The sequence below is a fragment of the Sphingobacterium sp. UBA6645 genome, from assembly GCF_002455685.1.
Taxonomy (GTDB): Bacteria; Bacteroidota; Bacteroidia; order Sphingobacteriales; family Sphingobacteriaceae; genus Sphingobacterium; species Sphingobacterium hotanense.
In genome coordinates, this window is record NZ_DKLH01000055.1 from 1 (window position 1) to 24,866 (window position 24,866).

28 protein-coding genes and 1 tRNA gene are annotated in these 24,866 nt (G+C 39.5%); 7 read left to right on the forward strand and 22 right to left on the reverse strand.

The annotated features are described in order from the left end of the window. Positions 1 to 86 precede the first annotated feature (86 nt). The 4 genes from B2400_RS10845 to B2400_RS10860 form a co-directional block, all read right to left on the reverse strand. Positions 87 to 431 (reverse strand): YARHG domain-containing protein, encoded by a 345-nt coding sequence (locus tag B2400_RS10845; protein ID WP_293933293.1) that lies wholly within the window; start codon positions 429 to 431, stop codon positions 87 to 89. Beyond that, positions 370 to 1,227 carry a hypothetical protein gene (locus B2400_RS10850; protein ID WP_293933295.1) on the reverse strand — a complete coding sequence of 286 codons (858 nt, stop codon included), beginning with the start codon at positions 1,225 to 1,227 and terminating at the stop codon, positions 370 to 372. Before B2400_RS10850 ends, B2400_RS10845 begins: the two co-directional genes overlap by 62 nt. Positions 1,228 to 1,301: 74 nt before the next feature. Continuing rightward, complete coding sequence (locus tag B2400_RS10855) at positions 1,302 to 2,027, reverse strand: hypothetical protein (protein WP_293933297.1); 726 nt, start codon at positions 2,025 to 2,027, stop codon at positions 1,302 to 1,304. Between the two features lie 224 nt (positions 2,028 to 2,251). After that, entirely contained in the window at positions 2,252 to 2,842 is a 591-nt protein-coding gene (locus B2400_RS10860; RefSeq protein WP_286650947.1) for a hypothetical protein, read from the reverse strand. 428 nt (positions 2,843 to 3,270) lie between these two features. On the opposite strand from B2400_RS10860, the gene B2400_RS10865 reads away from it, so the two are divergent. After that, on the forward strand, positions 3,271 to 3,573 hold the full coding sequence (locus tag B2400_RS10865; RefSeq protein WP_149525839.1) for a hypothetical protein: 303 nt from the start codon (positions 3,271 to 3,273) through the stop codon (positions 3,571 to 3,573). On the opposite strand, the gene B2400_RS10870 is transcribed toward B2400_RS10865, so the two are convergent. The 4 genes from B2400_RS10870 to B2400_RS10885 form a co-directional block, all read right to left on the reverse strand. Continuing rightward, positions 3,570 to 3,947, reverse strand: a complete 378-nt coding sequence (locus tag B2400_RS10870; protein ID WP_293933300.1) for a hypothetical protein — start codon at positions 3,945 to 3,947, stop codon at positions 3,570 to 3,572. The genes B2400_RS10865 and B2400_RS10870 overlap by 4 nt on opposite strands. A gap of 158 nt (positions 3,948 to 4,105) precedes the next feature. Beyond that, the gene (locus B2400_RS10875) at positions 4,106 to 4,339 is read right to left on the reverse strand and encodes a hypothetical protein (protein ID WP_293933302.1); all 234 of its coding nucleotides are present in this window, start codon (positions 4,337 to 4,339) and stop codon (positions 4,106 to 4,108) included. Between the two features lie 191 nt (positions 4,340 to 4,530). Then, complete coding sequence (locus B2400_RS10880; RefSeq protein WP_286650944.1) at positions 4,531 to 5,181, reverse strand: hypothetical protein; 651 nt, start codon at positions 5,179 to 5,181, stop codon at positions 4,531 to 4,533. A gap of 776 nt (positions 5,182 to 5,957) precedes the next feature. Then, positions 5,958 to 6,045, reverse strand: a tRNA-Ser gene (locus tag B2400_RS10885). Positions 6,046 to 6,128: 83 nt separating this feature from the next. Here B2400_RS10885 and B2400_RS10890 point away from each other — a divergent pair. From B2400_RS10890 to coaA, 4 genes are all read left to right on the forward strand, one after another. Beyond that, positions 6,129 to 7,202, forward strand: coding sequence for a patatin-like phospholipase family protein (locus B2400_RS10890; RefSeq protein ID WP_293933304.1), 1,074 nt, complete (start codon positions 6,129 to 6,131; stop codon positions 7,200 to 7,202). Between the two features lie 186 nt (positions 7,203 to 7,388). Then, on the forward strand, positions 7,389 to 7,763 hold the full coding sequence (locus B2400_RS10895; RefSeq protein ID WP_149525835.1) for a methylglyoxal synthase: 375 nt from the start codon (positions 7,389 to 7,391) through the stop codon (positions 7,761 to 7,763). Between the two features lie 3 nt (positions 7,764 to 7,766). Then, positions 7,767 to 8,180: an OsmC family protein gene (locus B2400_RS10900; protein WP_149525834.1), complete on the forward strand. Its 414-nt coding sequence runs from the start codon at positions 7,767 to 7,769 to the stop codon at positions 8,178 to 8,180. Positions 8,181 to 8,231: 51 nt separating this feature from the next. Next, entirely contained in the window at positions 8,232 to 9,176 is a 945-nt protein-coding gene (gene coaA, locus B2400_RS10905; protein WP_149525833.1) for a type I pantothenate kinase, read from the forward strand. On the opposite strand, the gene B2400_RS10910 is transcribed toward coaA, so the two are convergent. After that, a complete protein-coding gene (locus tag B2400_RS10910; RefSeq protein WP_149525832.1) occupies positions 9,163 to 10,044 on the reverse strand; it encodes a mechanosensitive ion channel family protein in 882 nt (293 codons plus the stop codon). The genes coaA and B2400_RS10910 overlap by 14 nt on opposite strands. A 190-nt stretch (positions 10,045 to 10,234) precedes the next feature. On the opposite strand from B2400_RS10910, the gene B2400_RS10915 reads away from it, so the two are divergent. Further along, positions 10,235 to 11,188, forward strand: coding sequence for an acetyl-CoA carboxylase carboxyltransferase subunit alpha (locus tag B2400_RS10915; RefSeq protein WP_286650985.1), 954 nt, complete (start codon positions 10,235 to 10,237; stop codon positions 11,186 to 11,188). A gap of 239 nt (positions 11,189 to 11,427) precedes the next feature. Here B2400_RS10915 and B2400_RS10920 read toward each other — a convergent pair whose 3' ends face one another. The 12 genes from B2400_RS10920 to B2400_RS10975 form a co-directional block, all read right to left on the reverse strand. Beyond that, positions 11,428 to 12,765: a PDZ domain-containing protein gene (locus B2400_RS10920; RefSeq protein WP_293933308.1), complete on the reverse strand. Its 1,338-nt coding sequence runs from the start codon at positions 12,763 to 12,765 to the stop codon at positions 11,428 to 11,430. A 625-nt stretch (positions 12,766 to 13,390) separates the two neighbouring features. Further along, a complete protein-coding gene (locus B2400_RS10925) occupies positions 13,391 to 14,251 on the reverse strand; it encodes a sugar phosphate isomerase/epimerase family protein (protein WP_293933309.1) in 861 nt (286 codons plus the stop codon). A gap of 84 nt (positions 14,252 to 14,335) precedes the next feature. Beyond that, the gene (arsB, locus tag B2400_RS10930; RefSeq protein ID WP_293933310.1) at positions 14,336 to 15,367 is read right to left on the reverse strand and encodes an ACR3 family arsenite efflux transporter; all 1,032 of its coding nucleotides are present in this window, start codon (positions 15,365 to 15,367) and stop codon (positions 14,336 to 14,338) included. A gap of 3 nt (positions 15,368 to 15,370) precedes the next feature. Further along, positions 15,371 to 15,985, reverse strand: coding sequence for a low molecular weight phosphatase family protein (locus B2400_RS10935; RefSeq protein ID WP_286650938.1), 615 nt, complete (start codon positions 15,983 to 15,985; stop codon positions 15,371 to 15,373). A gap of 18 nt (positions 15,986 to 16,003) precedes the next feature. Continuing rightward, complete coding sequence (locus B2400_RS10940; protein WP_286650937.1) at positions 16,004 to 16,468, reverse strand: DUF6428 family protein; 465 nt, start codon at positions 16,466 to 16,468, stop codon at positions 16,004 to 16,006. A gap of 75 nt (positions 16,469 to 16,543) precedes the next feature. Next, positions 16,544 to 16,873, reverse strand: coding sequence for an ArsR/SmtB family transcription factor (locus tag B2400_RS10945; RefSeq protein WP_149527689.1), 330 nt, complete (start codon positions 16,871 to 16,873; stop codon positions 16,544 to 16,546). Between the two features lie 460 nt (positions 16,874 to 17,333). After that, on the reverse strand, positions 17,334 to 19,547 hold the full coding sequence (locus B2400_RS10950; protein ID WP_293933313.1) for an NADP-dependent isocitrate dehydrogenase: 2,214 nt from the start codon (positions 19,545 to 19,547) through the stop codon (positions 17,334 to 17,336). A 196-nt stretch (positions 19,548 to 19,743) separates the two neighbouring features. Continuing rightward, positions 19,744 to 20,400: an NAD(P)H-binding protein gene (locus tag B2400_RS10955; protein WP_293933315.1), complete on the reverse strand. Its 657-nt coding sequence runs from the start codon at positions 20,398 to 20,400 to the stop codon at positions 19,744 to 19,746. A 9-nt stretch (positions 20,401 to 20,409) separates the two neighbouring features. Continuing rightward, positions 20,410 to 20,691 carry a GNAT family N-acetyltransferase gene (locus B2400_RS10960; protein WP_293933317.1) on the reverse strand — a complete coding sequence of 94 codons (282 nt, stop codon included), beginning with the start codon at positions 20,689 to 20,691 and terminating at the stop codon, positions 20,410 to 20,412. A 9-nt stretch (positions 20,692 to 20,700) separates the two neighbouring features. Beyond that, positions 20,701 to 21,195: a nuclear transport factor 2 family protein gene (locus B2400_RS10965; protein WP_293933319.1), complete on the reverse strand. Its 495-nt coding sequence runs from the start codon at positions 21,193 to 21,195 to the stop codon at positions 20,701 to 20,703. 81 nt (positions 21,196 to 21,276) lie between these two features. Next, a complete protein-coding gene (locus tag B2400_RS10970; RefSeq protein WP_149525823.1) occupies positions 21,277 to 22,257 on the reverse strand; it encodes a cation diffusion facilitator family transporter in 981 nt (326 codons plus the stop codon). 52 nt (positions 22,258 to 22,309) lie between these two features. After that, positions 22,310 to 23,299, reverse strand: coding sequence for a bile acid:sodium symporter family protein (locus B2400_RS10975; RefSeq protein ID WP_293933322.1), 990 nt, complete (start codon positions 23,297 to 23,299; stop codon positions 22,310 to 22,312). Positions 23,300 to 23,440: 141 nt separating this feature from the next. Between B2400_RS10975 and B2400_RS10980 the strand changes: the two genes are divergently transcribed. Further along, positions 23,441 to 24,646 carry a pyridoxal phosphate-dependent aminotransferase gene (locus B2400_RS10980; protein WP_293933324.1) on the forward strand — a complete coding sequence of 402 codons (1,206 nt, stop codon included), beginning with the start codon at positions 23,441 to 23,443 and terminating at the stop codon, positions 24,644 to 24,646. Between the two features lie 30 nt (positions 24,647 to 24,676). Here the strand turns inward: B2400_RS10980 and B2400_RS10985 are convergent. Then, on the reverse strand, positions 24,677 to 24,866 hold a 190-nt coding region (locus tag B2400_RS10985; protein WP_293933326.1), incomplete at its 5' end, for a hypothetical protein.

A 24,866-nucleotide genomic window follows, 5' to 3' on the forward strand; every position in this document is an offset into this window, starting at 1 on the left:
CCTAGAATACCAGGAAAGAAAAGATACAAGGATTAACAGGATCCTGTCAATCTTCACATCCTTGCTTTCCTAACTAAAAGACCACCTCACTTCCATTTTTCAATCCATTGTTTTTCTGATTTATGGAGTTTGCTGATAGCCGGAGAATAACTAGGGTCTGGCATATACCAATAGACCGATTCGTAGTATTTTTTCAACTCGGGGTCGTTGAATACAAACCCACGTCTGGCGAAGGGTAAATTTCTCAATATCTTCTTTTGGAAGCTCAAGAGAGGTTCTTCGAAATTGATGTTATCGGCTTGATAAATTGAAAACGGTAGGTAGAAGTCCTTGTCCGCATTTAGAATTTCATGGATATAGAGGTTATGACTATAAATGGAAAGCTCTCCTTTCGGGCTGAAGTTTTTCTTTTGAAAGACTAACCTTTCCACTTTTTACTGCGAATTCCAAAGCGTTACAATCTAATGGTGAATTTGCTGTTGCATTAATATCTCTTACCTTTCCTACCCCTTCAATCTTCCACTCGTCCTTGCGCTTGAAGAAAGTCTTATCAATATAAAAGTCTTCAAAATCCTCCATCTCTATGTTCAATGTAAAGTCGTCGATTTGCTTATTAGCCCAACGGTTTGCTGCCGTAAGCACATAGTCGAATTGAAAGTTATAGTCGATACCTCCAGAGACATCGAAGGTGTAGGTATGTTTAACAATATTCATCCCCTTCTTAAACTTGGCTTTGAAATGGTAAACGTAGAAAAAGTCAACGTAGTTGCCACTCGTGCTGCCATCGAAATTCGCGAGGTCGATGTTCATGATCTTCCCATTCTGATTGTAAAGCGAATCAGCAACATAGGCAACTTGATATTTCAACGGACTTCCGTTCATATTTACCGTGAAATCGCGCATATAAGGGTGAAGTCCCTTCTTAGGAGCACCTTCGACGTCTCCGCTTGGCGATATGGCTTCAAATCCAACGATCAGTTCTTTTTCTTTTGAGGGATTGAAAAACTCGTAGTAGACCGCGACCTCGATAAATTGATTATTGATTTTTTTGACGGTAAGTATCTCCTTTTGTACAGAAATATCGGTTTCTTGGATTGGGATTAATTGATTTCCAGCCGCAAAGTAAGTACCATCATTGGCAAATGCGCCCATACTGATGAACAGAAATAATAGAGACAGGAGATGTTTTTGACGCATAGGAATTGCTATTTTTTTTATATTCTTCATAGGGTCAGTCGAATAAGACTGACTTATTGAATTAAATATAAAGAATATAGCAGGAAATTAGGTTGTTGAGGCAATCATGATTGGGTTTTGTCTACAAATTGTAGATAAGCAGCCTCTTTGAAATCGCTGAATTGGAAAACTTCGAAGACAATTTTGGCAAACAGATGATTAAATTGTTTGAGAATCTCTTCCTTATTCCCATTAATTGTCAAAGTCAGTTTAGTTTCATTTAATGTGTATTCAAAGCTTATTTTTCTAAGCTTTTCAAGGTTGTGGTAAGAGATAATTTTTTTGTTCAGAAGTGTCTTTATTCCCGGCATGCTGACTTTTACAGCCTTATTCGCATAGCTAATGGAATAGTAAAATTTATCCGTCTTATTTAAGAAAAGTTTTAGGTTTTTAACCTTCTTATCAAGTAACTGTTCTAGGACAGCAGCGAATTGACGGCTTTCGTTGTGGCTAGGTTGCCTAACTTCCTGACTTAGTTTTTCCAACTCTTCTCTAGCATTTAGAATAGAACTTTCGTAATATTCCAACATATCGCTTGAACCTTCTGATTCTATGTCTTTTTTTAAAAGTTCTATGGTTCTTTTCCAAAATTCCTTTTCACTATATAAAGGATCTTCGATATTTCTTAGCTTATAAAGACTTAGACTGACTTTCTCTAAAGCCACAGCATGATAATGCGCACTTAAATATTCGTGATCAGAGATTGCTTGATCGATAAGGATCTGAAGGCGGTCTCTTTCTTCAGAGAGCAAGGAAATGAGTAAAGAAAGGTTAGTTTCGTCAGTGTACATTGAATGCTACGCTACGTGTTATTGTATTAATCTAATGTACAAAATGTTTCCACAAATCGCTTTAATAGGTTGATATTCTTTGTTGAGGCAGTCGGTTCTATGTTGTAATTGTACTAGGGATTGACTTCTTCTTCAAGTGTCAAAAAGGTTGATTCTTCGGTATCTTTGCAAATGCTAGAAATGAATTAAACGTTTAAATTCTACTTGATCGAGATTTGCAGAAACTAATCGTATTCTGTTAACTTTTTTAGAATTACGGCATTGTTATCATTGATGTTTTTGGAAATAATGATATTCAAAATCTGCTGATATAGTTCCCTTTGTTTCTGACTTGGAACATTCAAAGGATTTAATTGATAAAATTTACTATTGGATAGTAATATCGCGATGTTAACCGACATGCCATCAGTCGCTGGTTCTTCAACTTCATCACTAAAATCCGAATCACTAAATGTTTTTACTATATTTTGAATACTGACAATATCATTATCGCTTAAACTTGATTTAAACGGTACTAATCTTGGGCGTTCATCGAGGTAATTCTGGTACTCTTCCCTAACCTCTTCGTCGCTGCTATTGTGCGATAGTATTGATTGCGGTAGATCTACAGAATGCGGAACTGGGCTATAAAAGACAAAATATTTTTCATTCAAATTGAATATTGTTTCGACTGGCAAATGAAAAGATGGAAAAAAACTCACTTTCACTAATATAGCTTTTCCCTCATCAGGAATATTATTTTTAATGACAGACGAGTTTTCCATTTCTGGAAAATGCAGAGCAATACAACTAATGATTGTAAAAATATATTTCATGATTTTATTGGTTAAAGTACTAAATGGCGAGCTTCACATTGACTTCTAATTCGATAGCAAAGTCTCTATTTATTATGACGTCGCACGCCTTTAATGGATATCCACGGCCGATATTGCTCGCTTAACGAACGTTCAAATTGCGTACTAGAGCATATTTAAAAGTTTCTTTTGATAAGCGAAACGAAGGCTACATAAAAACGATGTAACAGATGGGTAAAATGCATAAAGAATTATTGGGAAACTAAATTGTAGGTCTCGAATCAAACAGGTGATCTAGAGGACACTATGGGAATTAGAAACAGTAATAACCTGATTGAAATCCTATAGGGCGCAACGTTTATCAAACCTTGTTTGCTATCATATTCAGTTGAGGAAATTTTGTTATCTTGTTTTAAAGTATGTTTTACAATTAGAAATCAATACAAATTATGATAAGAAAGATCAAACTCCTTAGCAAGTTACCTTCTGAACCATTAAGTTTTGATTATTATCAGATTATAAACGAAAAGACCAAGTTAAAAGGAATTGGGGTTTATTTACATTCCGGATCTGAGCTACTAGCTTGGTCAGAGGTCAATGAAAACTACAGAGAAGTTCGATTCTATATTTGTGACAAGCAAGTATCTGATGAATTAGAACTTGGTCTATTGAGAAACTTAGTAAGAAAATACAAATACGAACATCCAGAATATATAATAATAGATGAATTTAAACCCGTATCGATTTACTAGCTCGATTCCAATAAAGATTCTTTCCCTTTTAAGACTATCTTGGCTTTGCCATCGTTGGTAATGACGCGATCTTTCAATACATTAAACGAAGTCTCGCAATTGAGTATTTCTATTTTCTCGTTGAACTCCGGAATGATAGAGTCCTCTGTCGCCCTCATTGAGTATCGAGTATAAAGAACGGACAGTATAAAGTCTTTTGCAGCTATACACGTTCCTGTCCCGACAGCAAAAGACTTTTGGCTATTACGCCCCCCGATTACTATGATTGTGTCAACTTTGTAAAGTGGGTCGCTTTCGTCTTCTACAGAAAACCACTCAAACAAAGGCTCGTACTTATCACTGATTTTTAGACTCTGCTTCTCCGATACTTCCATTCCCACTATTCCCCTTCGTAAACACTATCGTTGTTGGCTTGGTTGACATTGTCCCATCGCTAGATGTATGGTCAACATCTTGTTTGTCCCTCCACTTTTTAGGTTGCCTATTTTTAAGCCAGAAAACTGCGCTTGTTGGATCGGGCGGATAAACTTTCTTAACCCTCTTTTATATCGGTAATAAAGCCTTGATAAGCTGCTGTTATCACCTCTGTGGTTTCGAATCCTAACGCTCTATGAAATAACTTTTCAGCTACTTTTGCATCTGCAAAGTCCTTGCCCTTTTTGATGGACTCAAAAAATTCAGGATGCGCCTCTTTCCAGTTGTTAATTGTCTGCTCAGTTACATTGAAGAAATCTCCTAATTCGGCATCAGTAGCACCGAGCGACACAACTTATACGCCTGCTCATTATATTCTTCACAATAGTCTGTCGGTCTACCTGCTGCCATTGCTAAAATTTACATTAAATATTTACTAAAATAACTAGTGTCATTTTGGTTTAAAAATATTATAGACTAAACATATTAGCAAAAAAAATATTTTGCTTTACTGAAAATGAGCAATCGTTTAAGGCACCTCGGTTACAAGATCTGTTTGATAGAACTAGCGAGAGATTCATACTCTGTTGGAACGGAAGACAACAAGGTCATCGCGCCAGCTTTAAAAGCCATGTCGGATATCTTCCCGAAGATGAAATGTTTCACTGTATCCTTACCGAACAAAGCAACTTTGTCAACGTCTTGCATCACAAAGTCTCGTAGCTCCTCGTAGTTATTAAAATTAAAGTTGTTCATGTCGTTTTGCTTCGTAATGAAATCATATAGGTTTTCAGCAATATCATCAACCTTAGACTTTAACGCGTCATAATCGCTTTGAGAAAACGTTTCTTCATAAACATTTACACCTGCATCATGCAATTCCAAGACAAGTCCATTCACTACGGTTTGAAATGCTGCGTTAAATACTTTCAATCTGTATTCTGTAAATTGCTCACCATTCAATTTCTGTTCATCTGTAAAATCCAGCTTAATAAATGCATCGTGTAGTTTTCTAAGAGCATACTGTCGGAGCAAAGGATCTTTAAATTGGTTGGTCTGCTTAATGATATGCTTTAGTAGGTGCTTTTCCCCTTCTGCATACGTTCCATTGAGTGATGGAGCGACTGAGCCGGGGAATATTTCATTTGTGATGTATTCATCAATGGGAAGATCGACTATAGAGTATAAATTCATAATGGATTTGGTTAAACACTAATATAACAAAAAACGCCTACACCTGGTAGATGTAAACCTCACCCTACCTCAAAGTACAGGGCGTTCTCAAAGAACTCGTCTTCAGGAGAATAAGAGTATTCTTATATTTTGTGATTCAGGTAGGTGGCTGAAATATATCCTTCTTCCTCAAGTAAAAGTAATTGAAGATTTAGAATCATATCTTCTACGTATTCATCGCTTTTCCAGTTTTTCACGAGTGACTTTCTGATTTTCGACGTAACTATTATAGTTTTGGACATTTATCCAACTTAATAATTATCCTCAACATTCCTAACTCACCCCTCCTCATAAGTAACCACATAATGCAGGTTTTCACCATCGAATCCGAAGTGGACGCCGTCTTCTAAGTCGTGATCAACATAACGCAGCTTTGGATAGCCATACTCTTTCTTTAAAGTTTCAGCGATACGTTCTATCTTTCTATGTATATATAAGAACCCGTCCTCATCATGTGAGTTGTAATTCTTGCATTCATCGTGGTGGTCTTATTTTGCTTTTTCAAATTATCGTTTGAATTGTGCTGTGTCAAGATGTTCAACTGATGGTACGGGTGTTGAATTTTCTTGGTCAACTAGCTGACTGTTTTAGCGAGACCTTTTGTTGTAGATGGGCGAGGTCTCGCTAAAGTCTCGCTGGAAATAACACTTTTGGGAGGTTTTTGGATAATGATAAAAAGAAAAACCCTATTAATTGTGAAATTAATAGGGTTTTGATATTTTGTCCTTGTGAGGATGCGGAGAAGGAGGGATTCGAACCCTCGATACAGTCATCCCGTATACAGACTTTCCAGGTCTGCTCATTCGACCACTCTGACACCTCTCCTGAGAATGTGGGTGCAAATATATAATTTTTCGTAACTTAAGCAGCATTATATTTCAAAATAATTCTTAGCGGGCTGAAACACAATGAAACGTATTTTATCTATTGACGGAGGTGGTATTCGCGGCATTATCCCAGGGATGGTTGTGGTCTCACTGGACGAACGAATCAAACGCTTTACCAACAACCCTGACGCTCATATTGCTGACTATTTTGAATTCTTCGCAGGCACCAGCACGGGCGGCTTGCTCATCGCCCTTCTACTCTGTCCGGATGCCGAAAACAGCAATCGTCCAAAATACACAGCCAAACAAGCTCTAGACATTTACTTAGAACATGGCACCGAAATATTTACCACCAGCAGCTGGAGACGTTTCTTAAACCAGTTTGGACTCTTAGCGGAACTTTATGATGAAAAAGTGCTTGAAAAAACGGTTAACGATTATGTGGGCGATATTAAACTCAGCCAGCTCATCAAGCCTTGCTTAATGACAGCCTACAATATTGAGCTTCGAAAGAACCACCTCTTTAGGCAACAGAAAGCAATCTCTCATGGCCCATCACGCGACTACCTTGTGCGTGATGTTTGTCGGGCGACCACTGCCGCTCCCACCTATTTTTCCGTTGCGCAAATCTTTTCACTCGCCGGTACGCGTTATCCATTGGTCGACGGAGGTGTGTTTGCTCATAATCCCAGCATATGCGCGTTGATCGAGGTGCTCAAAACTTTTCAGACCTTTAAAATAGACGATGTACATATCCTTTCACTAGGGACTGGTCTTGCAAAAAACGCCTATAACTACGACGACTTCAAAAAGAAAAAAGCCATCTCCATCGGTCCTGCACTAGTAGATATCATGTCAAGCGGGTCATCGGAATCCAATGACTTCTTCTTGCGGCAACTGTTTCGATCGATCCATAAATCAAACAATTACATTCGTTTAGAACCAACAAATCTCTCTTCCATTGAACCGTCGCTAGACGCGGCATCCAAAACTAATATACAGAAATTGGTATCCTTAGCCGACAAACTCATCAGCGAAAATGAAGATTTGCTCGATGCTTTAGCGAGAGACCTGATTGCTGATAAAGAAAACACAGAGAAAAAGGAAGAGAAAGAACGATATTCCGTCTGGAAATTCCTCAAAGACAAGCTTTAGTACGCGACGTATTTAACAAATACCATTATCAAATAATGGCAAAATAGTTTTACAAACTTTCTTAAGATTAGAACAACCGCATACAATAGCTCAATTTCTCAATACGACACTTTCCTGATATAGCCTTTCCAAGATTTTCACTATCTTACGGACGTCAACAAAGATCACAAAAAGACTATCTACAACATGGCAAAAACTATTGCATTAATAGCACATGATGGTAAAAAGGCTGAGATGGTGGCCTTCGTAAAAGACCATCTGGAGGAACTCGCCAAAGCCCATTTGGTAGCAACCGGAACCACCGGCTCCTATATACAACAAACCGGTTTAGAAGTGGAACTCAAGCTTAGCGGCCCTAAGGGCGGTGATGCCCAGATTGCGGCAATGGCAGCAGAGGGAAAGATCAACGGCATCATCTTTTTCCGCGACCCTCTTGGCAAGCACCCCCACGAACCCGATATACAAATGCTGATGCGTATCTGCGATCTATGGAATGTACCGCTAGCAACCAACCCCGCAACAGGATCACTAATTATTAAAGGACTTTTAGAATATCAATAACATATGGCAAACGAAGTACAGGTTACTATAGAAGAAGAGAATTACACAACGAAAGTAGCCTACGGCGATCTATCCATTTTAGCAGACGAACCCCTAGATTTAGGTGGCCAAAATAAAGGCCTCACCCCCAGCCAATTGCTTCTAGCATCCATTGGCTCCTGCAAAGTGATCACCATGCGCATGTATGCAAATCGCAAGCAATGGGATGTCAAAAAAATAAATATAGACTTGAGCAGTGAGGTTGTGAAAAGTGATTTACAACAGACGACATATGTCAGATGTCACATTACATTTGAGGGAAATCTCGATGAAGATCAGGTCAAACGACTTTATGTAATCGCTGATAAATGTCCTATCCACAAGATGTTACAGAATCCAATTGTGATAGAAAGTAATGTAATTGATACAACAAAATAGCCGGAAAATTGTTGAAGATTGTATATTTGCGCTCGAATAAAAAAGAACCCTATGCCTTTTATTAGCGAACATACGTTTACCAGTCCATTTCAAAACTTTACACGTGAGGAGTGGAAACGGTTGAATGGTCAGTTGAGTAATATGCTAGCTGAAGAGGATTTAGGTGCATTGCACGCCCTAAATGAGCCTTTAACGATGGAAGAGATCGAAGATATCTACATTCCGTTGGCTCATCTATTGGACGTACATATCACCGGGTTCCGAGAGTTGCACCGTCAAAGCAACGACTTCTTCCGTCGCAATAACAGTAAACTTCCCTTTATCATCGGCATTGCCGGGTCTGTAGCTGTCGGTAAAAGTACAACGGCGAGGGTATTACGCAAGGTCCTATCGCTGTTGCCGAACAAACCGAAAGTAGAATTAGTCACTACCGACGGTTTTCTTTATCCCAACAAGGAACTGATACGCCGCGACATCCTCAATAGAAAAGGTTTCCCGGAAAGCTATAATACAAAAGAGCTACTGCAATTTCTTTCGGACGTCAAATCTGGCAAATCATCATTAACGGTCCCAATCTATTCCCACTTGGAATACGACGTACTGCCGCAGGATAAGATTACGATTGCACAACCTGATATCTTGATTGTCGAAGGGATCAACGTATTGCAGGTCAACTCGCGCAAAAATGGGGTCTTCGTATCCGACTTCTTCGATTATTCTATTTATGTGGATGCCGACGAAAAGAACATCGTGGCTTGGTATATCGACAGATTCGAATCCTTAAGAGCAACCGCCTTCCAAAACGAGAAATCATACTTCCATAAATATGCGAATATGAGCGTAGAAGAAAGCGTGGAGATGGCAACGCAGATATGGAATGAGATCAACCGACCAAACTTACATGAAAATATCCTCCCTACTCGCTACCGTGCAGATCTCATCCTAAAGAAAGGTTCACACCACTTCGTAAAGCGTGTGAAGGTTAGGAAGATTTAAGTACCTTACGCTCAAATTTGATTACCTCTTTCAATATTTCGTTCTCCAATTGTCTATGCATGCGATTGCTGTTGCTTACGGCATGAAGATCTAGCTTATAACGGACAAAGTCTTTCCCCAGTTCAATCACCTTCAGCTGAAAATCCTCGGGCTTATCGCTTAGATTCGGATGCGTCGTTAAGCTTACGCGTAGCGCCTCTTCTAACTCTTCTACCTCTAAAGATGCCTGCAAAGGCAATTCAAATCGCACCGTAAATAAACTAGATTGATGCGCGGAAAGATTCATAAATGTGGAAGTGAACACCAGGTTATTCGGAACCATAATAATATCATCTTCCTCGTCTTGCAATACAATATTAGCGAAGGTAATATCCACAATTCTTCCTCGTTGCTCGCCTACTTTGATTCTATCCCCTACAGAAAGCTGTTCCGAGAACATAACGATCAATCCGGAAATCATGTTGGTGATATAGTCGCGGAACAAAACCGCAATCGCCATCGCGACGATCGTTAAGCTCGTAATAAAGTCCTTTGGGTTGATCCCAAAGCTGATCAATAGGGCTATCAGTGCGAAGACGACGTTCAATACAGCCGTCAATCGATTCACGCCCAAAACGAAGTTTCCTCGTACTGCGCGCTGCTTATGTCTTGCATTGTACAAGAAGATGACGATATAACGTATCACAGAAAGGAAGATACTCGGGATCAGGAAGCTATAAAGGCCTCGCATCACCTGCACAAGCTTTGTCCGTTGCGCTATCTCCGCAGCCAGATAAGTGTCGGCGGCAATCAACCCGATCACTAAAAACACTTTTAGTAAAAAAACATATGGAAATCTAGGTTTGTTGTCTTCAGCCTTTGCAATCATGCCGATGAAGTTATTAAATTTTAACTATTGCACAAAACTGCAATCTCCACAACTTCGCTATTCCGCTCAAAATCAGTTGATAAATAAAGATTAGCCGGTATAACCTTGTTTACCCCACCAATTTAGTTTTCATAATTTCTTAAAAAACAATTAACTTAGCTTCGCCTATGTTGGCAGCTAATAGTTTATGATGGAAACAACATTTGATTTTGAAAAGCCTATCGCTGATTTACAAACTCAAATCGAAAAGGTAAAGCAAGTAGAAGAAAAAACCAAAGTAGATATGGGAGCAACGATCCGCGAACTGGAAGAAAAACTTGAACAAACTAAGCTTGAGGTTTACAACAACATGACCGGATGGCAAAAAGTGCAAATGTCACGCCATGCCGACCGTCCTCAAACTTTCGACTATATTGACCTAATCTGTGACGATTTTATTGAATTGCATGGTGACCGTACAGTCAAAGATGATAAAGCTATCGTTGGTGGCTTCGCGTCTATCGCTGGGCAACCCGTAATGGTGATTGGACATCAGAAAGGTAAGAATACGAAAGAACGTCAATTCCGCAACTTTGGAATGGCAAACCCTGAAGGCTATCGCAAGGCTCTACGCCTGATGAAGATGGCTGAGAAATTCAACAAACCTATCGTGACATTAATTGATACCATGGGTGCATATCCAGGACTAGAAGCTGAAGAGCGCGGTCAAGGTGAAGCAATCGCTAGAAATCTACTGGAGATGTCGGTACTTAAAGTTCCCGTAATCTGTATCGTTATTGGCGAAGGTGCATCTGGAGGTGCTTTAGGTATTGGTATTGGCGACCGTGTTTACATGTTGCAAAACACATGGTATTCGGTAATCTCTCCCGAGTCTTGTTCATCTATTCTATGGAGAAGCTGGGACCACAAGGAACGCGCTGCTGAAGCCTTAAAATTAACGGCTGAAGATATGCTAGGCAACGGATTGATCGATGGAATCATCGCCGAGCCCCTAGGTGGAGCACACCAAGATCCGGAAACTACAGCAATCAATGTGAAAAACAGAATCCTAGAGGATTTAGCGGTATTACTACAAAAAGATAAAGACGCCCTAGTCGCTGAACGAATTGATAAGTTCAGTAAAATGGGAGTTGTAAATGAATAAAGAGAAAGCGTCTGAAAAGACGCTTTTTTCTTTTATGTATCTGCTGGCCGGTATATCGTCATATATAGCGCCTATAAATTCCAATCAAACTATATAGGAATTAGCTAGGACGAACTGCGTAGAGCCCTTTCACTAAAGGGCTCAAACTATACAATCTCAAACTATATATACCAAAATTATATTGCCTCGAACCACACAAGCTCCAATAATTCAACATCCAACACCCGCACGCCTCACCATCAATTTCCCTTGTACGGTATCGGATCGACCAATTTAAATTGCAATTGTCTCTGTTCTCCAGCTCTTTCTACGATTAAATTGATCAGGTCGCCATCTTTATGTTGCAGTTTATGCAATACATCCTTCAGTTTCATGTTTTCCGTCTTTTTGCCGTTGATCTTAATCAGCACATCATCCTTCAGTACTCCCGCCCTTTCCGCTGGCGAATCTTTCCGTACCCCTGCTACCACATACACCGGCAATAACTTAAATTCATATTTCAATATCTGCGATTGCCATGCGGTTACACCTCCATGAGGATCGTCGTTGCTTCGGCTACCAATGCTGGTCGGCACTTCGCGCTGTGCCCATACCAAGCCATCATGCTTTATTTCCATCCCACTCATATTGAATTCAAAACGCTTCCCAAAATTCTTATTCGGCCGCAGATAGATCTCTTCCGCTTGATAGTTCAAAATCACATGGAAGTGGCGCAGCACCTGGCTTCCCACAGATCCTATCCTACTTTCTGCTAATCTCGCCGCGTGGACGGCATTGGAATCGGGATACGAAACAATGGGTTGCTTAATCTGAAATCCAGCCCAGTCGAAACCGGCAATTCTATTCCGCTTTCCATAAATCTCGCCGTTAAAACCTCGACCAATAAACTCATATACATTAGGTTCCTTCACTTGAAAGGAGTCTCGAACAAATGGAAATATCAGTAGTCCATCTGAATTTCCCATATCGATAAGCATCTTAGCGTGCTCCATCCGATCATCCGCTAAACGGATATCCACCTCCGTATATGGTCGATCACGTTCCAGATGAATAGGAACTCTCGTAAATTTTCGAATAATCTTCTCCGGAAAGTCTTGGGGATCATATAGGCTAATCCGGCTCTTGATGTAGTCAATCTTCAGCATAAATTGCTGTATAAATCGTGCTCCCAATATCCCATTAACGGGCATCCCAATATGACTGGAGATATCCAGTTCTTCGCCGTTGATGACAAAAACATTATGCGAGGAATCCCGTAAGGTGCCTCCAATCTCCAAATCATTTGCAATGGCCATAATTCCTTCTACCCCATCCTCAATACCAATTCCAGAAAATTTCACGCGATGTACATTATCAAGCGGTACGGAATCCTGCTTTCCCGCAAAAAGAATAGTTTCCTTCACCCCGGTATCCAAAAGAAAAGAAAGCGGAACACCATTCAACTTGACCGGAACAATAATAAGATTGCCCACAAGCTCAAAATCAACATGCCGTTTCTTTGTTAGAAAAGAAAATTCGGATTGCCCATGAGCATAAAAACTCATGAAGCACATACATAGAAGTGCGATCAATCTCATTTATAAATGGCTATGAAACTAATTTAAGGAAAAAGATTGGTTTGTTGGTATTAGACGTTAGATATAAGATTTTAGATATTAGATATTAGAGTATTGTCTGAACCAGGAAAGAAAGGATAAGAGGATAATCAGGATCAAGTTTGACGTTAAACATCTAGTTGAAGCAAGATACTAAGCTCCTTGACTTTCCATTTGCTTAAAACCCTTGTAAAGCCCTTTCACTCCCCTTATATACCCAAATCAAAATCGCTTCAAAAGGGTTATGATATGGGTCAGCAAAGGATGTGAAAAAGTAATCCATAAACAATCATCAAACGCAATCCTGAAAACCCTTACATCCTTCCTTTCCTGGTTCAGAAATAGTAGTTAGTACTTAGTATTAAGACCGATGGCGAAACATCCGGCAAACTTGATCCTGAAAATCCTAAAATCCTTCCTTTCCTGGTTCAGAAAAAATCCTGCCAATCCTTGGATCCTCCCTTTCTTGGCTCAAGACACCCTAGTTCATTTTCGATCCAATCGTTCAAATTATAGACCAACTCGTTGCCTCAATCTCCACAAATAGAAAAGGCGCCTAGTCGGCGCCATACTCTAATGTCTCACATCTAATATCTAATGTCTAAAATCAAATTGCACTTAACACTCCTCTAAAATAACCTACCGATTCGGCTAGGCCGGCGAGTGGATCTTTCATGTCTTTTTCGAATTCTAGACTACAGGATCCCGAGTACTTAATTTTCTGAAGGCCTTTTACAAACGCTGGAATATTGATGACGCCGCGCCCTAGTTCGCAGGTTTTACCTTCTGCGGTTGCGGAGGTTACATTTTTGAGGTGCAAGTCAAATATTCGGTCTTTATAGCGTAATAAGTCTTTTAATGGATCTTGACCATCGCGCATGTTGTGGCCCATATCAAAGCACATACCTACGTTCTTATCTAGCGATTTGATATTATTCCAGATGACGGTCGCACTCGGATAAATCTTATCCTCCGGACCGTGGTTATGGATTGCGTATCGAATATTCGTTTCCTTACATTTTTGAGAAACATACGGAAGATCTTTTATTTCCGGGATGCCGACAATCAAGTCGACCCCTACCCCTTTTGCATAGTCGAACGCCTTATCTATATCCTGAGTTGTTTTTGTATAAATCGGACCTACGGCATAGCCTTTTACATTAGCATCTGCCAACTTTTTGTGAAATGCTGCAATGTGTTCTGCCGAGCTGTCAAAAGGAAGATGAAAATCTTTGATACACAAATATCGCACATCCATACGTTTCATCATGGCTAATGAATGCTCCAAATTGAAGTGAACAAAGCTGTATCCCGCGATACCGAGTTTCAAACTATCCTGTTTATTTACGGTAGATTGCTCCGCCGCATGAGCAGTATTGTTAAATAGAGATGGTGCAGTAATTAATGCCGTACCAGCCAAAAAAGACTGTTGTAAAAATTGACGCCTAGAGGCAGATTTATTTTTCATCGATGTAGGTTTATGTTGTATAAACCTAAATATAAGGATAAGTGGATTTAATCACAAATTCCTGCGATTGGGCATTAACGATTTTTATGCATAATATCTACTTTTTAGCCATAAGCTTGTTCGCACAAGTAAGATCAATACCGGCACTTCCACGAGCGGCCCTATTACACCTACAAACGCCTGAGGCGAATGGACTCCGAAAACTGCCACCGACACTGCAATCGCTAGTTCAAAATTGTTACCGGTAGCCGTAAATGCTATTGACGCATTTTTATCATAAGGAATCTTTAAGGATTTATTTACAAAGAAGCTCACGAAAAACATCAGTACAAAATAGTTGACTAAGGGTATTGCAATTTTTAGTACATCGAATGGCAACTCAACAATTTTATCACCTTTTAAACTAAACATTAAAACAATTGTAAAGAGCAATGCAACTAGGGTGATGGGTGATATTTTCGGCACAAATTTTCTGTTGTACCATTCAACACCTTTCAAACGAACCAAAATAGACCGACTTAAAAAGCCCGCGAGAAAAGGTATGCCTAAGTATATCAGGACACTTTCAGTAATGTCCTCCATCGACACACTGACATTGAACTCTGCCAACCCAAGCTTACTGGGCAGAAAATTGATAAAAAACCATACCAAGCCACTGTAACACAGAATTTGAAATATACTGTTTAGCGCAACCAATAAAGCGGTATATTCCCGATTCGCTTTTGCTAAATCACTCCATACGATAACCATGGCAATACATCGTGCTAATCCAATTAAGATCAAGCCCGTCATATAATCGGTTTCGTCCCGTAGAAATAAGACCGCTAATCCGAACATTAGCGCAGTTCCAATTATCCAATTCAACAGTAAAGATATAGTGATTACCTTTTTGTCCTTCAACGCTTTAGGCAATAAAGAATAATCTACTTTTGCTAAAGGAGGATACATCATCAGTATCAATCCTATGGCTATCGGTATATTTGTAGTACCTACGTTCCAGCCATCGGTAATTTGGGAAACATTTGGAAAGAAGTTACCAATACTTACGCCAATTGCCATAGCAAGAAAGATACATAAGGTCAGGTAGCGATCTAGAAACTTTAACTTTGGTTGCATAGATTATGGACTAATTTTTGAAAAAACATAAAGCATTTCGCTTGCTATCTGCAAACTGCGTTTCATGTACACTACAGATTGCTCGGGAGTGCCGTCTGAAACTTTGGGGTCTTCATACCTGATCGGGATTCTCTTTTCTGCCCCAATAATGAAAGGGCAACCTTCATCTGCCTGCGAACAAGTCATAACCGCAACGAATTCGGATGTTGGATTGAAAGGGTTGTCATAGGCTTTCGAAAAACCAATAATTGGCAAACTATTATCGCTGAATTTTATCGCATAAACTGGATTATCACTTTGGGTTATTCCGAATACCTTAAATCCTTGTTCTGATAATGTTTCGGCGACTTTTGGAAAGAGTGCTGTTGCCTCTGTTCCCCCGGAGTAGCAATAGATATTTGGAATCTTGAAGTATGCACTCGCTACCTGTGCCCAAATCTGGGCTAGGTGACTTCGGCGCGAATTATGGGTGCAGATAAAATTGATATTTGCGACTTTCTTATGCGCTATTTTTTGCTGAATAAATTCTATCAAAGGCCGCAAATTCAATTTGCGATCTTCGCTTATATTTTGGAAATCTATTTCCTTAACAATAGTCTCGCTAAGTTCAATGTACATTTTTGTAAAGTTTAGCATTTAGCAACAGCCGGAATTGGGGGTGCAGCATGAATTTTTCAATTCCTTAAGTTTCACTTTCTGCTTCTCTAGAGGAATACCACAAGCATCTTCGGCTAAACATGCAGTTTGCTTGTTCATCAGTATGAAACGCTTGTCTTCAAAATTTAAATCATATTTGCCAATCGTTTCGCCTTGGTATTCTACCTCCACCTCCGCGTCTTCAATGCCTAATTTTGTTTCTGATAACTCAATAATCTTCAACAATTTTTCCGGCTTTAGTCTATGCTCAAAGTCATTAGCATCCCACAATTGGAAATTAATAATTCGTTCTTCTCGAATTTTACCCCCACAGTCTATAAAGCGTTTTAAAATGACGCCCACTTCCGTAACATGAAAATGTTCCGGCACAAATGTTCCGTTTTCCAATTGAAATTCGACATTTTCCAATGACGGTAAGATTTTTTTGATTTCTGATAATTTCATCTCTATTATTTTTATAATGGTTAATTCACATTAATAACATCGTAATATACCGATATGAATGCTTAAAAAAATGCGTTAGCAACAGCGATTCACTTTAACTTCCTGATTAAAAAACACATTGAATTCCTTTTGAAAGTCCTTCCAAACATGCTCATCAATGCAATAGCAAACAGATTTCCCTTCGATGGAACCCTGAATAATCCCAATACTTTTCAATTCCTTCAGATGCTGTGAAATAGTTGCTTGCGCTAATCCTAATTCTTCCACTAAATCATTGCAAATACACGCCTTTTGATTGATAATATGCTGTAAAATTGCTATTCGCGCCGGATGCCCCAAAACCTTAAGCAATGATGCTAACTTGTTTTGTTCATCCTTATAAATCTCTGTCTTCGTAACTCCCATCATTATAATTTTTATATCGCAATATTACGATAATAATTTGAAAATAGTATGTAGATTTTAGACATTAGATATAAGATATTAGACTTTGGGCAGAATTGCGTCTAACTACTAAGTACTAAATACTATTTCTGAACCAGGAAAGGAAGGATGAAAGGATTATCAGGATCGGGGTTTACGGCGAATTATGGGATGATTAAATACATTTTAGGAGACGTTTAGTGAAACGTCTCCTTTTAAAGGTTCGATGTCCATACGTGATACTACGTCTACCCGATCCTGATAATCCTTAAATCCTTCCTTTCCTGGTTCAAGACCAACTTTCCTTTTTTGTTTAAATTAAAGGTTCAAGTCAATCATTCCCCAGGGGTACAAACCAATAGCTACTTCTATCCTATTTCAAAAAAAGGGCGCCTAATCGGCGCCCTAATCTAATGTCTAATATCTAATGTCTGATATCTCATTAAAACGTATCAATCGCTTCATTCAGCGTTGCGGAAGGTCGCATTGCTTTTGATGCTAACTCATCATTCGGGAAGTAGTATCCTTCGATGTTTTGTGCTTTACCTTGAGCGGCGATCAATTCTTCATTGATTTTTGCTTCGTTGCTTGACAACGCATTTGCTAATTCGCTGAATGCTTTTGCCAATTCAGCGTCATTCGTTTGTGCTGCCAATGCCTCAGCCCAGTATAAAGCAAGGTAGAAATGAGAACCGCGGTTGTCGATCTGTCCTACTTTACGAGCTGGCGATTTATCGTTTGCTAAGAACTTCGCATTTGCCTCATCTAGGGCGTCTGCTAATACTTGTGCTTTCGGGTTGTTTTGAGTTTGTGATAGGTGCTCTAAAGAAGCTTGTAGTGCTAGGAACTCACCTAATGAATCCCAACGTAAGTAACCTTCCTCTAAGAACTGCTCAACGTGCTTAGGCGCAGAACCACCAGCACCAGTTTCGAAAAGACCACCACCGTTCATTAATGGAACGATAGATAACATTTTCGCTGAAGTACCTAGTTCTAGGATTGGGAATAAGTCGGTTAAGTAGTCACGTAATACGTTTCCGGTAACCGAAATAGTATCTAACCCTTGACGAATACGCTCTACCGAGAATTTTGTTGCTTCGATTGGAGAAAGGATACGGATATCTAAACCATTTGTATCGTGGTTTGCTAAATAAGCATTCACCTTTTTGATGATCTCTCTATCGTGTGCACGGTTTTCGTCCAACCAGAATACTGCAGGAGTATCAGACAAACGAGCGCGGTTTACAGCTAATTTAACCCAGTCTTGTATAGGTGCATCTTTTGTTTGACACATGCGGAAGATATCGCCTGTTTCAACAGCTTGCTCCATATATACATTTTCAGAAGCATCAACGACACGGATTGTTCCGTTAGCTGCCGCTTGGAAAGTTTTATCATGTGATCCGTATTCTTCAGCTTTTTGGGCCATTAATCCTACGTTCGGCACAGATCCCATTGTTTTAGGGTCGTATGCGCCATTTGCTTTACAGTCATCGATTACAGCCTCGTAGATTCCTGCGTATGAACGATCTGGAATAAGAGCCAATGTATCTTGCTCAGCACCGTTTTTATCCCACATCTTACCACCAATACGGATCATTGCTGGCATAGAAGCATCAACAATAACATCAGAAGGAACATGTAAGTTAGTAATACCCTTATCCGAGTTTACCATCGCTAAGTCAGGACCGTTTGCAATAGCTGCATCGATTGCTGCTTTCACTTCCGCTTCTTTTGCATTGCCGGCAATCTTCGCGTAAACTTCGCCAAGACCGTTGTTTTTGTTAATGCCTAATTCAGCGAATAACTCACCGTATTTAGCGAATACATCTTTGAAATAAACTTCAACGATTGCACCGAAGATAATAGGATCTGAAACCTTCATCATCGTTGCTTTCAAGTGTGCAGATAATAACACGCCTGCCGCTTTAGCCTCAGCGATCGCATCCGCTACGAATGATTGTAGTTTCGCAATATTCAATACGGATGAATCGATTACTTCACCAGCTTTTAGATTTCCTAAGCCTTTTAATTCTTTTACAGAACCGTCAGCACCTACGAATTCAATTTTATATTGTGAGTCGTTTTCTACGGTAACAGATTTCTCTGTGCTGTAGAAATCGCCATCTTGCATAGAAGCAACTTTAGTTTTGCTATCTGAAGCCCATGCGCCCATACGGTGCGGATTAGCTTTAGCGTAGTTTTTCACTGCTTTTGGAGCACGACGATCAGAGTTACCTTCGCGTAAAACCGGGTTTACTGCCGATCCTAAAACCTTAGCATATGATGCTTTGATTTTCTCTTCCTCTGCATTTGCAGGAGCATCAGGGTAGTTAGGGATTGCATATCCTGCTTTTTGTAATTCCGCAATTGCCGCTTTTAATTGCGGGATAGACGCAGAAATATTAGGAAGCTTAATGATGTTTGCTTCCGGTTGAGTAGCCAATTGACCTAATTCTGCTAATGCATCATTTGTCTTTTGATCTGCCGATAAATAATCATTGAAATTTGCAAGGATACGTCCTGCTAATGAAATGTCTCTTAATTCGATTTCAATATTCGCAGGTTTTGCGAATGCTTGAACAATGGGTAGAAATGAATACGTTGCCAATAACGGCGCTTCATCTGTTTTTGTGTAAATGATTTTAGATGACATAATTTTCTATTGAAATGATATTGTTTTGCTTTAAAAAATGGAAAACAAGTGATAAAACAACCTGTTTTTTTAAAATTCGCCTAAAGATAACAAATTGATAATAAAATAGCCATAAATACCGAAATAATACCTACACATGAAAAATGATTGTCTGTTTCGAATTATTTTGAGCTGATTTAAGGAAAATGAAAGGTTATTATCTTTTTATTCCGTTGAGTATCTCCTTGGATTCGTAAAGTTGCTCGCCTGTTTTCGGAAAGTCTATACTGGCTGTTATCAGGGCTTTCGCCAGGTCTTTTGTTTGAATGGCTCTGAACCTACGGAATAGACCAATTTTGTTTAAAAAATTGATTATGCCCACAGCTGCTTTTTCACCCGCACGATCGGTATTTGGGCGGTCAATGATGCCCGGTCTTAATATCATATAGGAAGGGAAATTCAGCTTATATATTGCTTGCTCCAACGTGCCTTTCATCCTTGGATAGAAGAGCTTTGCATTTGGATCAGCCTGCATCGAGGATAATAGAACGAAAGTATTCACCCCATTTTGTTTTGCAATCTCCGCAAAAGTTAGCGGATAATCGTGATCAACTTTCCATTGAGCTTCCTGACTTCCCGCATCTCTAATCGTTGTACCTAATGTACTAAAGGCAATATCGCCTTCAATATGCTCGCTGTATTGAGCAAGCATATTAAAATCGACAATGACTTCGTTCAATTTCTTATGGGATTTAAAATATGGACGGCGCAAAAGCACAGTGACGCGCTCCACTTCGGGACGCTCCAATAATTGATCTATTAGTTCTTTTCCAGTGGCACCCGACCCACCTATAATTACTGCTATGATACCCATTCTGATCTGCTAAAAAAGGACCTCACGAATCGTTACGTCACGATCGAACGACGCTTTTGCAAAAGGACATAATGGTAATATCTTCACGTTGTTATCTCGAGCATACTCGACTGCTTTCATCAATAAGACGTGTCCTATGCCTTTTCCCTTTTCTTCAGGATCCACTTCGGTATGATCGATAATAATCTTTCCTGGTCCGGCAGCGGAATAGGTCATCTCTCCTATTTTCTTACCTTCTTCGATGGCATAAAATCCTCCTTTATTGCCATCCACTTCATGTTTTACTAGCATAGGCTTTCTCTATTTATGTTTAATTGACTGTATTACTTTATCTTCTATTGCCGCTTTTGTCTTGATTACAACGTGCGAAACATCGTTGGGAACCGTCATCGACAAGACATAGTGCTTGATGAACCATTTACCGTTTTTTAGCTCTAACACCGCCGATCCCCTACAGATCTTCATCTGCGTATCTAACAATTCATCCAGCCATGCGGTTTTACCGTTTTTCGAAAAATTAATATGTCGTTCTAAGGGAGTGAAGTTCCAAGCCTTCCCTTTATCGAAATGAGGCTTGGCATAAGCCATGAATGCCGGCTTATCCCAGCGCTCTGTGGCGTCTGTACCGATAAAAATAGACTCTTCATCCATCAGGTCGAAATAAGCTTTAAAATCGGCTTTGGCAGCAGCCTGATGCCATGAATCCATTACTTTAGCAACCTCTTCTTTCTTAGTCTGAGCAAACAGCGAGATCGAAAAAACAGCTAGCATGATGGTTAAAAGAATCTGCTTCATTTGTGAAAAATTTGAATTAAATATACCGATAAGTACATTAACAACGCTATTTTCCGAGACGGAAATGACATTAAAAAGGCATTAGGCTTTTCGGAAGTGCTTCATGTTCTTCGTCACATTGACCGTCGTCCATTCAATATGCTTCCTAAATTCTTCGGATCGAATTGGGCAATTTTCTACAGCGCAGTAATGGCAACATTCTGGCATACAAGGGTCTGCATGAATAAAAAATTCGGTTTTCGATTCCAGATTTTCATTTAATAGGTTGTCAAATTCCGAGATACAATCATGCACTGTTGTTAATTCATAATAGTTTGGCAAGGTGAGGTGGCAATCAATATGCAGTTCCTGTCCATAACGTTGCACACGGAGGTTGTGTACATCAATCCATTCTGGTTTTCTTTTCTCTTTCAAGATCGCGACTACTTCATCAACAACCTCTTGATCAGACTCGTCCATCAAACCAGAGATAGACTTTCTAAGTAGCTTATAACCATTATATAAGATAAAGCAGCCTAAAGCAATTGATAAGGCTAAATCAATCCACGGCAGCTTGGTGAGTTTCATAATAAATAAACCTGCAATCAATCCAATGGAACTATAGGCATCGACTTGTAGGTGCTTTCCATCGGCCTCAATGGTCAAGGAGCGTAGGGCGCGTCCGCGCTTCATCAGATAAAATCCGACCCCGAAGTTGATGAGGGAAGTAATGAAGATAAGTAGCATCCCTTCCTCTACATTGGCTACCGGCTGTGGGAAGAATATATTGTAGAATGCTTTGACTAGGATTACACTACCAGCGATAAAAATGAGCGCTCCTTCGACAAACACGGAGAAGAATTCAACCTTTCCATGTCCATAAGGATGGTTCTCATCCTTGGGCTGAGCCGCGAGATAAATGCTATAGTATGCAAATCCGGATGCGGCGATATTTACGATGCTCTCTGCGGCGTCGGAGAAGATTGCGTTTGACTCGGTAATAAAATATGCAACGAATTTTATCAGCATCAACACAATCCCTGTCACTAAGGACAGCAACACCAATCTCATTTGTCTAGACATTATATTTGCTAGTTTGAAGGCACAAAACTAAAGAATTTATCGCTTAGTTAACTTATTTTTTCGTCAAGATTTCCTCATTGTATTGATTAGCATAGCGTTGTGCAATAATCGTTACGACGAAGATCTGAAAGGCATGAAAAACCATTAACGGCAAGAAATACAGGCCAAGATTAGGGTTTCCGGCAAACAGAAACTTACTAAATACCGAACCGTGGGTCAGCGATTTTTTTGAACCACAGAACAAGGCAGTAATCTGATCTTCACGATTGAATTTCAAGACATAAAGCGTAATGAGATAAACTATCCCATAAACAAGGAAAAAGAAGACAATAACGGCGATAAATAGTGCGCTCAGATATATAGTACCAACTTTATGGAAGACGTCCGACAGAAAAGATTCTGCAAAACTGCTGTAGACAATGGAAAGAATGACAGCCTTATCAAATTTCGATAGCTGCTTACTATATTTACTTGCCCATTTGCCTAAATATGGCTGTAGTAGAAGTCCAAGGATTACCGGGATAATAATCTCCTTTATGAGCCCCCAGTAGACATCGCCCAATACACTGACTTCCTCAAACTGTATGAATGACTGCATTAAAAACGGCGTCACAAGCACGCCTATCAATCCCGAAATACTAGCATTGAAAATAGCGGCAGGCACATTTCCACGTGCAATAGATACCATCACGACCGATGAGGATACGGTAGAAGGCAATGCGGCAAGAAAATAAAAAGAAAGCCAAAACTGCTCTTGTATGGCATTTTGGATAAATGGCCTGAAGAGTAAGATGATTAGTGGGAACAATGCGAAGGTGAAGAGTTGTATGCATACATGGAGTTTCCAGTTTTTCAACCCATCTTTTATTTCACGGAAACTTAATTTAAGTCCATAGAAAAAGAAAATTAGCGATACCCCTATGGTACTAATCGTTTCAAATAGCTGTCCATTCTGTGCCTGTACTAAATCAGGGTATATATAGGCTAGGCTAATCATAGCGATTAAAGCCACTATAAATCCGTCAAATTTCATTTTCATCATCCCTCCGCTTAGGTCGGTAAAATTAGGAATTAATTTCGATGGTATTTCTTCCTAGAATTATTAAAAAAGTCTCATCTTTATAAAGATTTTATTACATATTTATCAGTTTAAGTGAAAGCTATATAATATATTTGCAATATCATGAGTACAGCATCATATTTATCAGACAGGATAAACAATCTATCCGAATCAGCGACATTAAAGATGACCAAATTAGGTCGTGAATTAGCAGCAAAAGGGATCAACGTTATTAGTTTAAGCGTAGGTGAGCCAGACTTCAACACACCAAACCACGTGAAAGAAGCAGCAAAGAAAGCCTTGGACGAAAACTATACAAGATATTCTCCAGTACCGGGATATCCGGAATTGCGTCAAGCTATCGTTAATAAATTAAAGAACGAAAATGGTTTGGATTATGATATCTCTCAAATCGTAGTATCAACCGGTGCTAAGCAATCCTTATCCAACGTTATCTTAACGCTCGTAAATCCAGGTGATGAGGTAATCATTCCAACACCTTACTGGGTTTCTTATTCGGAGATGGTAACCTTAGCTGAAGGTAAAGCGGCTTATATCGACACAGAAATAGAATCTGATTTCAAGATTACTCCTGCGCAGTTAGAAGCGGCGATTACACCGAAGTCTAAGGTATTCATGTTCTCTTCTCCTTGTAACCCGACCGGTTCGGTTTACACTAAGGATGAGTTGGCAGCATTAGTTGCAGTTTTTGAGAAACATCCAAATATCTTCATCATTTCTGATGAGATCTATGAGCATATTAATTTTGGCGACCAGCATGAGTCTATCGCGCAGTTTGATTCTATTAAAGATCGTGTAATCATTGTAAATGGTTTCTCGAAGGCTTTTGCGATGACTGGCTGGCGCTTAGGCTATATCGCTGCAAATAAAGAGATTGCAGCAGCGAACGATAAGATGCAAGGTCAAACGACTTCTGGAACATGTTCAATTGCTCAGCGTGCCGGTATTGTGGCATACGAGCAAGGCTTAGAAAGTGTTTTAGAAATGAAGGAAGCTTTTGCTCGCCGTCGTCAATTGGTTTACGACTTATTGAACGATATCCCAGGTGTAAAAACAAACCTTCCTCAAGGAGCATTCTATTTTTTCCCTGAAATCAGCTCTTTCTTCGGAAAAAAAGATCCTGAAGGAAATGAAATCAAGAACTCCGCGGATTTAGCGCTTTACTTGTTGAACTACGGGCATGTGGCTACTGTTGGTGGCGATTCGTTCGGAAACAACAACTACATTCGTTTGTCGTATGCAGCGTCCGATGAGAATTTGAAAGAAGCTTTAAGAAGAATAAAAGAAGCGCTAGGTAAATTAGCGTAAAATTTTTTTTTAGACATTAGATATTAGACGTTAGATATTAGATACCGGTATCTTGTTGTAATCGATTTTTCCGAACCAAGAGAGGAAGGAGAACTGGATTAGCAGGATTGGTTCTAATGTCTGATGTCTTTTTGTTTTGAATCTTTTCTTTAGAAAGGGAAGATTGTTTTGAACCTTGGGTTTTAGAAAGGGAATTTTGTTTTGAACCTTTGGTTTAAAC

What these genes read in the sequence shown, in the direction of transcription:
- B2400_RS10850 (WP_293933295.1), bottom strand. Translation starts at nt 1,227, where the DNA reads ATGAAGAATATAAAAAAAATAGCAATTCCTATGCGTCAAAAACATCTC.
- B2400_RS10855 (WP_293933297.1), bottom strand. Translation starts at nt 2,027, where the DNA reads ATGTACACTGACGAAACTAACCTTTCTTTACTCATTTCCTTGCTCTCT.
- B2400_RS10860 (WP_286650947.1), bottom strand. Translation starts at nt 2,842, where the DNA reads ATGAAATATATTTTTACAATCATTAGTTGTATTGCTCTGCATTTTCCA.
- B2400_RS10865 (WP_149525839.1), top strand. Translation starts at nt 3,271, where the DNA reads ATGATAAGAAAGATCAAACTCCTTAGCAAGTTACCTTCTGAACCATTA.
- B2400_RS10870 (WP_293933300.1), bottom strand. Translation starts at nt 3,947, where the DNA reads ATGGAAGTATCGGAGAAGCAGAGTCTAAAAATCAGTGATAAGTACGAG.
- B2400_RS10880 (WP_286650944.1), bottom strand. Translation starts at nt 5,181, where the DNA reads ATGAATTTATACTCTATAGTCGATCTTCCCATTGATGAATACATCACA.
- B2400_RS10890 (WP_293933304.1), top strand. Translation starts at nt 6,129, where the DNA reads ATGAAACGTATTTTATCTATTGACGGAGGTGGTATTCGCGGCATTATC.
- B2400_RS10895 (WP_149525835.1), top strand. Translation starts at nt 7,389, where the DNA reads ATGGCAAAAACTATTGCATTAATAGCACATGATGGTAAAAAGGCTGAG.
- B2400_RS10900 (WP_149525834.1), top strand. Translation starts at nt 7,767, where the DNA reads ATGGCAAACGAAGTACAGGTTACTATAGAAGAAGAGAATTACACAACG.
- coaA (WP_149525833.1), top strand. Translation starts at nt 8,232, where the DNA reads ATGCCTTTTATTAGCGAACATACGTTTACCAGTCCATTTCAAAACTTT.
- B2400_RS10910 (WP_149525832.1), bottom strand. Translation starts at nt 10,044, where the DNA reads ATGATTGCAAAGGCTGAAGACAACAAACCTAGATTTCCATATGTTTTT.
- B2400_RS10915 (WP_286650985.1), top strand. Translation starts at nt 10,235, where the DNA reads ATGGAAACAACATTTGATTTTGAAAAGCCTATCGCTGATTTACAAACT.
- B2400_RS10920 (WP_293933308.1), bottom strand. Translation starts at nt 12,765, where the DNA reads ATGAGATTGATCGCACTTCTATGTATGTGCTTCATGAGTTTTTATGCT.
- B2400_RS10925 (WP_293933309.1), bottom strand. Translation starts at nt 14,251, where the DNA reads ATGAAAAATAAATCTGCCTCTAGGCGTCAATTTTTACAACAGTCTTTT.
- arsB (WP_293933310.1), bottom strand. Translation starts at nt 15,367, where the DNA reads ATGCAACCAAAGTTAAAGTTTCTAGATCGCTACCTGACCTTATGTATC.
- B2400_RS10935 (WP_286650938.1), bottom strand. Translation starts at nt 15,985, where the DNA reads ATGTACATTGAACTTAGCGAGACTATTGTTAAGGAAATAGATTTCCAA.
- B2400_RS10940 (WP_286650937.1), bottom strand. Translation starts at nt 16,468, where the DNA reads ATGAAATTATCAGAAATCAAAAAAATCTTACCGTCATTGGAAAATGTC.
- B2400_RS10945 (WP_149527689.1), bottom strand. Translation starts at nt 16,873, where the DNA reads ATGGGAGTTACGAAGACAGAGATTTATAAGGATGAACAAAACAAGTTA.
- B2400_RS10950 (WP_293933313.1), bottom strand. Translation starts at nt 19,547, where the DNA reads ATGTCATCTAAAATCATTTACACAAAAACAGATGAAGCGCCGTTATTG.
- B2400_RS10955 (WP_293933315.1), bottom strand. Translation starts at nt 20,400, where the DNA reads ATGGGTATCATAGCAGTAATTATAGGTGGGTCGGGTGCCACTGGAAAA.
- B2400_RS10960 (WP_293933317.1), bottom strand. Translation starts at nt 20,691, where the DNA reads ATGCTAGTAAAACATGAAGTGGATGGCAATAAAGGAGGATTTTATGCC.
- B2400_RS10965 (WP_293933319.1), bottom strand. Translation starts at nt 21,195, where the DNA reads ATGAAGCAGATTCTTTTAACCATCATGCTAGCTGTTTTTTCGATCTCG.
- B2400_RS10970 (WP_149525823.1), bottom strand. Translation starts at nt 22,257, where the DNA reads ATGTCTAGACAAATGAGATTGGTGTTGCTGTCCTTAGTGACAGGGATT.
- B2400_RS10975 (WP_293933322.1), bottom strand. Translation starts at nt 23,299, where the DNA reads ATGATGAAAATGAAATTTGACGGATTTATAGTGGCTTTAATCGCTATG.
- B2400_RS10980 (WP_293933324.1), top strand. Translation starts at nt 23,441, where the DNA reads ATGAGTACAGCATCATATTTATCAGACAGGATAAACAATCTATCCGAA.